This is a genomic window from uncultured Microbacterium sp. (genome assembly GCF_963521695.1).
Classification (GTDB): domain Bacteria; phylum Actinomycetota; class Actinomycetes; order Actinomycetales; family Microbacteriaceae; genus Microbacterium.
Genome location: NZ_CAUQWC010000100.1, coordinates 1 through 11,348, shown reverse-complemented (window position 1 = coordinate 11,348; position 11,348 = coordinate 1). Strand labels below are relative to the sequence as shown.

Sequence of the window (11,348 nt, the reverse complement as noted above, 5' to 3'; positions counted from 1 at the left end):
TCGAGGAGGCGCCGCTGTGGCCCACGCTCGACGCCGTGTCGGGCGGACGTACCGTCGCCGTCGACTTCGACCCGTGGTTCATGAACGCCGGCCCCACGGCGGCACGTATGGTGCAGGACGAAATGGTGCGCATCGTCGGCGCCGACTGACGCACGAAAAGAGCGAGAGCCGGACCCCCTCGCCTGGGGTCCGGCTCTCGCCGTCAGATCCGATCGGTCATCGATCGGTCGAGCGCGTGATCACTCACGCGTCGAGGAATTACATCGGGGGCATCAGCACCGTGTCGATGAGGTACACCGTGGCGTTGGCCGTCTGGACGCCACCGCAGATGACGTTGGAGGAGTCGTTGACGGTGATCGAGTCGCCCGAGCCGGCGACCGTGAGGTCGGCGCCCTGAACCGTGGTGTGGGTGCCATCGATCTCGTCGGGCGCGATCTGGCCGGGGACCACGTGGTACGTGAGGATCGAGGTCAGCAGGTCGGTGTCGGTCTTCAGCGTCTCGATGGTCGCGGCGTCGATCTTGGCGAACGCGTCGTCGACCGGCGCGAAGACAGTGAACTCGGCGCCGTTGAGGGTGTCGACCAGGTTCACGTTGGGGTTCAGCTGTCCGCTGACCGCCGCGGTGAGCGTGGTGAGCAGCGGGTTGTTCGAGGCGGCGACGGCGACCGGGTCAGCGGCCATGCCCGCAACCGAACCGGCACCCGAGGGGACGGTCTCGGCGTAACCGGCGCAACCGGGGCCGACGAGGTTGGCGGCCGGGTCCATCGCGGATGCCGAGGCCGACATCGAAGGCGACGCCTCCATCGAGGGGGCGGTGCTCTCCTCGGTGGTCGTGCCACCCGAGGTGGTGCCGCCCGAACATGCGGTGAGAGCGAAGGCCGAGCCCAGAACGAGGGCGAGACCGGCGACGACAGGCTTCTTGTTGGTGAGCATGACATTCCTCCGAAATCGTTCGGATCGCGTCTGCGACCCGTCAAGGACACCCCGGTGCGAGGGGCGGTTCGCCGTGGAGCGGCTTACACAGGGTCTTCGGGACCCCCCGGGGAACGGATTGCGAAATGTTTCCCATCCGGTCGTTCCTCGGCATCCTGAGACCGAAAAAGCGCAGATCAGCGGGTTATAAATATTCTTCGGAATATTTTCCGGTTCGTAGGAATCGCCGATGGGACGGCCTATGTAACGGTTCGGGCAGACCTTTCGCGTGCTCGCGCGCGCGTACAGGAATCGTCCCGGCAGTACGGAATGATGGATGTCATGGTGATCGACGGTTTCGACCTGCCCGACGAGGGGCTCGAGAAGGTCGATCACATCGGCACCCTGCTGCTGCGTGTCGCGGACGGCGACCGTGCTGCTTTCGCCGAGGTGTACGACTCCCTCGCCGCCCGCGCCTTCGGTCTCATCCGGCGCGTCCTGGTCGACCGGTCGCAGAGCGAAGAGGTGCTGCAGGAGGTCTTCCTCGAGATCTGGCAATCCGCTGCGAAGTTCACTCCGAATAGAGGCCAGGGAAGATCGTGGATACTCACGATCGCGCATCGACGAGCGGTGGACCGCGTGCGGTCGTCGCAGTCGAGCGTTGATCGGGACGTACGCGCGGGCTTCCGGGATATGGATGTCGCCTACGACAACGTGTCCGAGAAAGTGGAACTGAAAATGGAAGGGCGGCGCGTCGTCGATGCACTGGCGACGCTCCCCGAAGCTCAGAAGGAAGCGCTCACGCTGGCCTATTTCGGTGGGTACAGCCAAAGTGAGATCGCGACCCTCGTCGGGGCGCCGCTCGGTACGGTCAAGACCAGGATGCGTGACGGTCTGTCGCGTTTGAGGATGGAGATGGGGGTGGACAAGTGAACGAGAGGGATTTCGCCGACCTCGCCGTCGGACATGCGCTGAATGCGTTATCCGAGGCAGATGAACGCGCGTACCAGGAGGCTCTCGCGGGCAATCCACAGTGGGACCATCACGTGCGCGGAGCAGTCGACACCGTCGCCGCTCTCAGCGCCTCCGTCGAACCGGTCGAGCCACCGTCCGCCGTGCGCGCGTCGTTGTTCGCCCGCATCTCGGAACTCCCGCAGGAGTCAGCGGAGCCACGGGAGGTGCGGACCTCCGCCGAAGACGAGGATTTCGCTGCTCTGGGCATCGCCCCGGCGACGACCGTGCGTGAGCCCGTCGCCCTCCGTTCGTCCGGCCGTACGGGATGGGGGACGAAGCGATGGTTCGCCCTCGCCGCGTCGTTCGCAGCCGTGCTGGTGCTCGGTTTCGGTGCGGTGACCGTCAGTCAGTTCTTCGCGCCTCCCGCAGCGGTGGTCGCCCTGCAGCAGATCGAGGACGCCCCCGACGCGCAGTCGGCCTCGGCGACGATGTCCGACGGAACCGTCGCGACGGCGCATTGGTCGCCGTCGACGGGACAGAGTGTGCTGGTGACCGACGGGATGCCGGAGCTTGCCGACGGCACGACGTACGAGCTGTGGTTCGTCCGCGGTGAGACCCCGATCGCGGCAGGGACGTTCCAGCCCGACGCCGACGGCAAGGCCACAGCTGTCTTGCAGGGAGAAATGCGCGCCGGTGACGTGATCGCTGTCACGATCGAGCCGGCGGGCGGGTCGCCCGACGGAACGCCGAGCACCGACCCGGTCGTCGCCGTCGCCACGGCCTGACACGACCACCCGAGGCGGGGCCCGGCCGAGGGGCGGGTCCCGACCCGCGGGCGGCGGGGGACCGCCTAGCCTGGATGGATGAGCGATTCCTCTCGCGAGTTCCACAAGCCGGTGCGGCGCCCCGCCGAACTGTTCGACCGCCTCTTCGCGGCGGACGATCCCGCCGAGGTGTCGCGTGTGGCCCACAGCACGGCTCACGCACTCCTCTCTCGCGTGCGCGCCGATCCCTCGGTCGACGTCGTCGAGCGCCTCGTGGCCTTCACCGACGACCACGGCATCGACGACATCGCCGAGTTGTGGTCGCGGTCGCCCGCCCGCTCGCTTCCGGGCGCGCTCTGGCGGCTGTACCTGCTGCAGCTCATGATCCATGACGACGCGGCGACCGCGGCGTTGCTGTACGAGCGCGGCCGGGTCGAGATCGCCACCGTGGATGCCGTGGTGGCGGGCGCCCCCGCACCCGCGGGGCCCGAGGAGTTGGTGCGCCTCATCGACACGATCCTGCGCGGATTGTTCGAGGGTGACTTCGCCGTCGCTCTCGATCGTGCGGCCGCCTTCTGCCGCGTGCAGGCAGCGGGTTCCACCCACCTCGCGGACGACTACGAGAACACGGAGTCGGAGCGCGCGAGCGCGCTGACCACGCGAGCCCTGCGCCTGGCGACCTACGCCGAAGACCTGTCGGCGTGCGCGGCGCTGTGGCGTCGCGACGCGCTCACCTGAGTCGGCGGGGCGGCCGGGGCGGCAGCGCGCGGAGCACCGGATGACGGCAGCTCCCGGTCTCCTCGACGGGCCGGCGAGCCGGGTGCGAGATTCGCACAGGGTCGTACCTGGAGGGGATTGGGTGCCGGACCGCAGAACGCCTCTCGGCGCATGGCCGCTCAGAGCGGCAAAAGATGGAGCCCGGGGTTACTGCGGCCCGGCTAGGAAAGTGTAACAAGGGCGAGCCCGAGTCATTCCCACCCGCGGCCCCGTTGACAAGCCCCGGGCGTGTCGGAACCGCCGCGTAGGCTCGCTGCATGGCCTGGCGCTCCGCTCTCCGCATCGACCCCGCGGCATCCGTCGAGCGGAGGGAGTCCTTCGTCGACACGTTCCGCGCGATCGACCCGTTCGCTCCCGCTCTTCCCATCGGCGAGCTCAGCGCCCAACGTGGTGACGGCGTCTTCGAGTCGCTCGGCGTCGTCGACGCCCACCCGCAAGAGGTCGAGCCTCATCTCGAGCGCCTCGCCCACTCGGCCCAGCTGTGCGATCTGCCCGCGCCGAACCTCGCGCAATGGAGACAGGCGATCGTGACGGTGGCCCGTGAGGCGGGCCGGGGCGAGAACGTGATGAAGCTCCTGCTCAGCCGGGGTGTCGAGGGGACCGACGCACCGACCGCCTGGATCACCCTCGCCGACGCGCCCGACAACACGGCGGCGCGCATCGACGGCGTCCGCGTCGCGACCCTCGACCGCGGCTACGCCCTCGACGTGCCCGCCCGCGCGCCGTGGCTGCTGCTCGGGGCCAAGACCCTGTCGTACGCGACGAACATGGCCGCCATCCGTGAGGCGAAACGCCGTGGGGCCGATGACGCCGTCTTCGTCAGCAGCGACGGCTTCGTGCTCGAGGCGCCCACGGCATCCGTCGTCCTGCGCGTCGGTCAGCGCTTCGTCACACCCGCGCCGAGCGTCGGTATCCTGCACGGCACCACCCAGCTGAGTCTGTTCGCGCATCTCGAACGGCGGGGTTTCGCCACGGACTACGCCACGGTCCCGGTCTCCGAGCTCGCGGACGCGGATGCGGCGTGGCTGCTGTCGAGCGTGCGTCTCGCGGCCCCGGTCTCCGCGGTCGACGGGCGGGCGCTCCCGGTCGACAGGGCTCTCACCGACGAGTTCAACGCCTACCTGCTGAGTCCACGGGACTGATCCGGAGCGCCCGTCGCCCGGGGGAGGGGCGTCGTCGTGAGGCGGCGCATGTGCGCGGCATCCGGAAACGACGAAAGCCCCGCCGAAGCAGGGCTTTCGCGTGGCCTCAGACGCTTATCCGAAGCGGCCCGAGACGTAGTCCTCGGTCGCCTGCACCGACGGCGTGGTGAAGATCGTGGAGGTGTCGTTGTATTCGATGAGCTTTCCGGGCTTGCCGGTGCCGGCGATGTTGAAGAACGCCGTCTTGTCGCTGACGCGCGATGCCTGCTGCATGTTGTGCGTGACGATGACGACGGTGTACTCGCTCTTCAACTCGCCGATGAGCTCCTCGATCGCGTAGGTCGAGATGGGGTCGAGTGCCGAGCAGGGCTCGTCCATCAGGATGACGTCGGGAGACACGGCGATCGCGCGGGCGATGCACAGACGCTGCTGCTGACCTCCCGACAGGCCCGAGCCGGGCTTGTCGAGGCGGTCCTTGACCTCGTTCCAGAGGTTGGCGCCCTTGAGCGACTTCTCGACCAGCGCGTCGGCGTCGGACTTGGCGATGCGTCGGTTGTTCAGCTTGACGCCGGCCAGCACGTTCTCGCGGATCGACATCGTGGGGAACGGGTTCGGGCGCTGGAACACCATGCCCACCTGGCGGCGCACCAGCACGGGGTCGACGCCCGAACCGTACAGGTCGTCGCCGTCGAGCAGCACGGAGCCCTCGACGCGCGCGCCGGGGATGACCTCGTGCATGCGGTTGAGGGTGCGCAGGAAGGTCGACTTGCCGCAACCCGACGGGCCGATGAAGGCGGTGACGGTGCGGGGCTCGATGTCGAGGGACACGCCCTCGACAGCGAGGAAGTCGCCGTAGTAGACGTTCAGGTCGTTTACTTCGATGCTTTTGGACACGATTCCTCGGGTGATTTCTGGTCGGGTCGACGTGCCGCGGTCAGCGGCCGAGCTTGGGGGAGAAGAACTTCGCCACGCCGCGCGCGACGAGGTTCAGCACCATGACGATGACGATGAGCACCAGAGCCGCCCCCCAGGCGCGGTCGATGAAGGCCGACGCGGGGATGCCCTGGTTCATGTACTGGGAGTAGGCGAACACCGGCAGCGTCATCATGCGGCCGTTGAACAGGTCGTAGTTCACCGAGGTGGCGACCCCCGCCGTGAGCAGCAGAGGCGCGGTCTCGCCGATGACGCGCGAGATCGAGAGCATCACACCGGTGGTGATGCCCGCCACGGCCGTCGGCAGGACCACCTTGCTGATCGTGAGCCACTTGGGTACGCCGAGCGCGTACGACGCCTCGCGCAACTCATTGGGGACGAGTCGCAGCATCTCCTCGGTCGAGCGCACGACGACGGGGATCATCAGCACCGCCAGAGCGATCGCGCCCATGATGCCCATGCGCACCCCGGGGCCGAGGAAGAGAGCGAAGAGCGCATAGGCGAACAGACCCGCGACGATGGACGGGATGCCGGTCATGACGTCGACGAGGAAGGTGATCGCGTGCGCGAGACGCTTGCCGGCGCCGTACTCGATCAGATAGATGGCGGTGAAGATGCCGATCGGGATCGAGATCACGGCTGCGGCCAGCGTGATCAGTACCGTGCCGATGATCGCGTGCAGGGCACCGCCGCCCTCGCCGACGACGTTGCGCATCGACGAGTTGAAGAACTCGGCGCTGATGCCGCTCACGCCGTTGGTGACGACCGTGACGCCGACCGAGACGAGCGGGACCATGGCGATGCCGAAGGCGATGACCACGACGCCCGTCACCAGACGGTCGACGCCCTTGCGTCGCCCCTCGATGATCGAGGAGGTGGTGGTGATCAGGATCAGGTAAAGGATGGCGGCGACGACCGCCCATCCCGCGATGTTGAACGGAGCACTCGCGGCGAGGGAGACGATGCCCAGGAGCAGGGCCGCGAGGCCCGCGCTGCCGGCGAGGGTCACCCACGGAGCCCACGAGGGGAGGCGACCGCTGGTGAGGCTGTTGGTCGATCGCGTGGGTGTCGCGGTCGCCGGGGTGCGCGGCGCGGTGGACGTGGCGGTCATGTCAGTTCGCTCCCGAGAATTCCTTGCGGCGGCTGACGATGTAGCGCGCCAGCGCATTGACCGCGAAGGTGACGATGAAGAGCACGAGACCCGTTGCGATGAGCACGTTGACGTTGAAGCCGTAGGCCTCGGGGAACGTCAGGGCGATGTTGGCGGGGATGGTGCTGGGGTTCTCGGACGTGAACAACTGGAGCGTGACGACTCCGGATGCCGAGAGGACGAGCGCGACGGCCATGGTCTCGCCGAGGGCACGGCCGAGGCCGAGCATCGACGCCGACACGATGCCGCTGCGACCGAACGGGAAGACGGCCATGCGGATCATCTCCCAGCGCGTCGCGCCGAGGGCGAGGGCCGCCTCCTCGTGGAGGACGGGCGTCTGCAGGAAGATCTCGCGGCAGATGGCGGTGATGATCGGGGTGATCATCACCGCGAGGACGACGGCGGCGGTCAGGATCGTGCGACCGGTGGCCGAGACCGTTCCGGAGAACAAGGGGAACCAGCCCGCGTTGGTGTTGAGCCAGGCGTAGACCGGCTGGATGGCCGGCGCGAGCACGAGGATGCCCCACAGACCGAAGACGACGGAGGGGACGGCGGCCAGCAGGTCGACGACGTATCCGAGGCCCTGTGCCAAACGGCGGGGCGCGTAGTGCGAGATGAAGAGAGCCACGCCCACCGAAAGGGGCACGGCCATGATGAGCGCGAGGATCGACGCCCAGATCGTGCCGAAGGCGAGGGGGCCCACGTACGACCAGAAGTCGCTGCTGAGGATCGAGGCGTTCTCGCTGGTGGCGGTGAACCCGGGGATCGACTGGGCGACGAGGAAGATCGTCACCGCGGCGAGTGTGACGAGGATCATGGAGCCGGCGAAGAGGGCGGTGCCGGAGAAGACGCGGTCTCCCGGGCGTTGCTTCGGCTTCTGTGGCGCCGGAGCCGTGGTGGTGGTCATGTCGTCCTGTCTCGGGTCTAGAACGGGCGAGAACCCGGCCCGGAGCCTGCGTGTGCTCCGGGCCGGGTCTCAGAGGGTCTTACTGGGTGACGATCAGGTCGATCGCCGAGTTGACGCGCTCGCGGAGCGAGTCGCTGATGGGGGCGCTGCCCGCGGCGTCGGCGGCGGCGGTCTGACCCTCTTCGCTCGCGACGTACTCGAGGAAGGACTTCACGATCGAGGCCGTGTTGTTGTCGCTGTACTGCTCGCACGCGATCATGTAGCTGATCAAAACGATGGGGTAGACACCGGCCTCCTGCGAGGTGCGCTCGAGCTCGATGGCGAGGTCGCCGTCGGCGCGGCCCTCGACGAACGGCGACTCGTCGACGATCGCGGCAGCGGCCTCGGGCGAGTACGAGACGAAGTCGTCGCCGACCTTGATGGCGACGGTCGACAGACCCTCCTGCGCGGCGCGCGAGGCGTCGGCGTAACCGATGGTGCCGTTGGCGCCCGACACGGCCGAGACGACGCCCGAGGTGCCGTTGGCGGCCTCACCGGAGGTGAGCGGCCACTCGCCGTCGGCCTCCGACGTCCAGACGCTGGGGGCGGCCTGGTAGAGGTAGTCGGTGAAGTTCTGGGTGGTGCCCGAGTCGTCCTGACGGTGGACCGGGGTGACGGCCAGGTCGGGGAGCGTGACGCCCGGGTTCAGGGCGGCGATGGCCGGGTCGTTCCAGTTGGTGATGGTGCCCGCGAACAGACCCGCGACGGTCGCGGCGTCGAGGTTGAGCGAGTCGACGCCCTCGAGGTTGAAGATGACCGCGATCGGGGAGATGTAGGTCGGGAGCTCGACGATGCCCGAGCCGTCGGCGCAGGCGCCGAAACCACCGGCGGCGATCTCTTCGTCGTTGAACGCGCGGTCCGAACCGATGAAGGGGAAGGCGCCCGCCTGGAACGACTCGCGGCCGGCACCCGAGCCGGCGGGGTCGTAGGTGATGGTGACGCCCGAGTTGGCCGTCTGGAAGCCGGCGGTCCATGCCTGGACGGCGACCTCCTGCGACGACGCACCACCGCTGGCGACCTCGCCCGACAGGTTCGAGCCGGTGTCGCCGCTGCTGCCGCCGGTGCTGCCGCCTTCGTTCGCGGCGCAGCCTGCGAGGGCGAGAGCGGCGACGGCGGTGAGCGCGCCGAGCTGGGCGAAGCGAGTGATCTTCACGATGAAAGTCCTTCGGGATATCGGGAGCTGTGAGGTGAGCCCCGTTGGGGGCTCGCCGGGAACGCTAAAGAGCGATCCTTAAGAGAGTGCGCCCCTCGGGTGAACGGGCGGTGAACCAGCCCCGCCATTCCGGGGTGTTTCCCTCGGCGCTGTACTGTTCACCTCCGTGACGATCCCCGCCTCCGCCGCCCAGGCTTCCCTCGATCGCATCGGTGCCGCGCCTGCCGCGCGCACCCTCATCGACCTCCTCGCCGACGTCGCCGCTCGGCATCCGGAGGCGTCCGCCATCGATGACGGTTCGGGTGCCCTGAGCTACCGCGAGCTCCTGGCGCGCGTGTGGCGGACGGCGGCGGCCCTGCACGAGGCGGGGGTCCGCCGCGGCGACAGGGTCGGCGTGCGCATGCCCTCGGGATCGAAGGAGCTCTACGTCTCGATCCTCGCGGTGATGGCAGCGGGTGCCGCCTACGTCCCCGTCGATGCCGACGATCCCGACGACCGCGCCCGCCTCGTGTTCGGCGAGGCGGGCGTTCGCGGCATCGTCGCGGGGGAGGGGGAGTTCGTCGCGCAGGATGCCGACCTCGTGCGGCTGTACGACGGCGACGCCCCCCACCCGAGCACCAACGCGGTGCCCATCGTCGCCCCGCCCACCGTCGACGACGACGCATGGATCATCTTCACCTCCGGCTCCACCGGCGTCCCCAAGGGCGTCGCGGTCTCGCACCGTTCGGCCGCGGCGTTCGTAGAGGCCGAGGCCCGCATCTTCTTGCAGCAGGAGCCCCTCGGTCCCGGCGACCGCGTACTCGCGGGTCTGTCGGTGGCGTTCGACGCCTCGTGCGAGGAGATGTGGCTGGCGTGGGGGCACGGGGCGTGCCTCGTGCCGGCGCCCCGGTCGCTCGTGCGCTCCGGTGAGGATCTCGCGCCCTGGCTGCTGCGCCAGGGCATCACGGTGGTGTCGACCGTTCCGACGTTGGCGGCGATGTGGCCGGCGGACTCCATCGAGAACGTGCGACTGCTGATCTTCGGCGGCGAGGCGTGCCCGCCCGAACTCGCCGCGCGGCTCGTCGCCGACGGGCGCGAGGTGTGGAACACCTACGGCCCCACCGAGGCGACGGTCGTCGCCTGCGCCGCCCCGCTCGACGGTTCCCTGCCCGTGCGCATCGGCCTACCGCTCGACGGATGGGCGCTCGCCGTGGTGGATGCCGAGGGCCTCCCGGTCGCCGAGGGCCAGGTGGGCGAGCTGATCATCGGCGGCGTCGGCCTCGCGCGGTACCTCGACCCGGCGAAGGACGCCGAGAAGTACGCGCCCATGCCGACCCTCGGCTGGGACCGCGCCTACCGCTCCGGTGACCTCGTGCGCTTCGAGCCCGAGGGACTGGTCTTCCAGGGGCGCGCCGACGACCAGGTCAAGGTCGGCGGGCGCCGCATCGAGCTCGGCGAGGTGGAATCGGCGTTGCAGGATCTCTCGGGGGTCAGCGCAGCCACCGTCGCCGTCCGGACGACCGAGGCCGGCGTGCCGGTGCTCGTGGGCTACCTCGTCATGGACGAGGGCGTGGAGCTCGACCGGGGGGCCGCCCGTGCGGCGCTCGCCGAGCGGCTCCCCGCGGCGACCATCCCCCTCCTCGGCGTCGTCGACGCCCTGCCCGTCCGCACCTCGGGCAAGGTCGACCGCGCCGCGCTGCCGTGGCCCCTGCCGGGTGTGGATGCCCCCGCCGCCACCGACTTCACCGCCGACGAGAGCTGGCTCGCCGAGCAGTGGCAGGCGGTACTGGGTCTTCCCGTGACCGAGCGCAAGACCGACTTCTTCGACCTCGGCGGCGGCTCGCTCGCCGCAGCGCAACTCGTCTCGCGCATCCGCACGCGGGTGCCGGAGTTCTCGGTGGCCGACATCTACGACGTACCGCGTCTGGGTGCGATGGCCAAGGCGCTGGGTCCGCAGCTCGCCGACGAGGCACCTGCGGAGTTCCACCGTGCCGCTCCCACACCCCGCACGACGCAGTGGGCGCAGACGCTCCTCGGCGCGCCCCTGTTCATCCTCTCCGGGGTGCGCTGGCTGCTCTACCTGCTGACCGCCTCGGCGATCCTGCAGCTCGTCCCGGGCTTCGACGTGCTGCCCAGCGTGCCCTGGCCCGTGCTCGTGGGCGGTCTGCTGGTGTTCGCGACCCCGTTCGGGCGCATGGCGATCGCCGTGGCATCCGCTCGTCTTCTGCTGGCGGACGTTCGTCCGGGCGACTATCCCCGCGGGGGGTGGGTGCACATTCGACTCTGGCTGGCCGAGCAGATCGCCGATCAGGTGGATGCCGTGGGCCTGGCCGGAGCCCCCTGGGTGTCGTACTACGCCCGGGCACTGGGCGCGCGGATCGGCCGCAACGTCGACCTGCACGCCCTGCCGCCCGTCACGGGCATGCTCGAGGTCGGCGACGGTGCGTCCATCGAGCCGGAGGTCGATCTGACGGGGTACTGGATCGACGGTGACCTCGTGCGCATCGGCGAGGTGCGGATCGGAGCGGATGCCACGGTGGGTGCGCGTTCGACCCTCGCCCCCGGCACCCGTATCGGCCGTCGCGCCGAGATCGCTCCCGGTTCGGCGGTGTTCGGCCGTGTCAAGGCCGATCAGTCG

Annotated in this window: 10 protein-coding genes; 5 read left to right on the top strand and 5 right to left on the bottom strand. The window is 69.3% G+C overall.

The features are described 5' to 3' along the window. Positions 1-258: 258 nt before the first annotated feature. Complete coding sequence (locus RWP81_RS09130) at positions 259-933, bottom strand: fasciclin domain-containing protein (protein ID WP_314455142.1); 675 nt, start codon at positions 931-933, stop codon at positions 259-261. 321 nt (positions 934-1,254) lie between these two features. Between RWP81_RS09130 and sigK the strand changes: the two genes are divergently transcribed. The 4 genes from sigK (at position 1,255) to RWP81_RS09110 (ending at position 4,549) form a co-directional block, all read left to right on the top strand. After that, positions 1,255-1,845, top strand: a complete 591-nt coding sequence (gene sigK, locus RWP81_RS09125; protein ID WP_399540571.1) for an ECF RNA polymerase sigma factor SigK — start codon at positions 1,255-1,257, stop codon at positions 1,843-1,845. Further along, positions 1,842-2,651 (top strand): anti-sigma factor, encoded by an 810-nt coding sequence (locus tag RWP81_RS09120; RefSeq protein ID WP_314455137.1) that lies wholly within the window; start codon positions 1,842-1,844, stop codon positions 2,649-2,651. Before sigK ends, RWP81_RS09120 begins: the two co-directional genes overlap by 4 nt. Positions 2,652-2,729: 78 nt before the next feature. After that, positions 2,730-3,368, top strand: coding sequence for a DNA-directed RNA polymerase subunit beta (locus RWP81_RS09115; protein WP_314455134.1), 639 nt, complete (start codon positions 2,730-2,732; stop codon positions 3,366-3,368). Between the two features lie 296 nt (positions 3,369-3,664). After that, a complete protein-coding gene (locus RWP81_RS09110) occupies positions 3,665-4,549 on the top strand; it encodes an aminodeoxychorismate lyase (RefSeq protein ID WP_314455130.1) in 885 nt (294 codons plus the stop codon). 114 nt (positions 4,550-4,663) lie between these two features. Here RWP81_RS09110 and pstB read toward each other — a convergent pair whose 3' ends face one another. The 4 genes from pstB to pstS all read right to left on the bottom strand — a co-directional run bounded on the left by pstB (position 4,664) and on the right by pstS (position 8,731). Continuing rightward, positions 4,664-5,443 carry a phosphate ABC transporter ATP-binding protein PstB gene (gene pstB, locus RWP81_RS09105; RefSeq protein ID WP_055956505.1) on the bottom strand — a complete coding sequence of 260 codons (780 nt, stop codon included), beginning with the start codon at positions 5,441-5,443 and terminating at the stop codon, positions 4,664-4,666. Positions 5,444-5,483: 40 nt separating this feature from the next. Next, positions 5,484-6,593 (bottom strand): phosphate ABC transporter permease PstA, encoded by a 1,110-nt coding sequence (gene pstA / locus RWP81_RS09100; protein WP_314455126.1) that lies wholly within the window; start codon positions 6,591-6,593, stop codon positions 5,484-5,486. Position 6,594: 1 nt separating this feature from the next. Next, entirely contained in the window at positions 6,595-7,539 is a 945-nt protein-coding gene (pstC, locus tag RWP81_RS09095) for a phosphate ABC transporter permease subunit PstC (protein ID WP_055956509.1), read from the bottom strand. 79 nt (positions 7,540-7,618) lie between these two features. Further along, positions 7,619-8,731, bottom strand: a complete 1,113-nt coding sequence (gene pstS / locus RWP81_RS09090) for a phosphate ABC transporter substrate-binding protein PstS (protein ID WP_314455120.1) — start codon at positions 8,729-8,731, stop codon at positions 7,619-7,621. Positions 8,732-8,897: 166 nt separating this feature from the next. Between pstS and RWP81_RS09085 the strand changes: the two genes are divergently transcribed. Beyond that, on the top strand, positions 8,898-11,348 hold a 2,451-nt coding region (locus RWP81_RS09085), incomplete at its 3' end, for an amino acid adenylation domain-containing protein (RefSeq protein WP_399540570.1).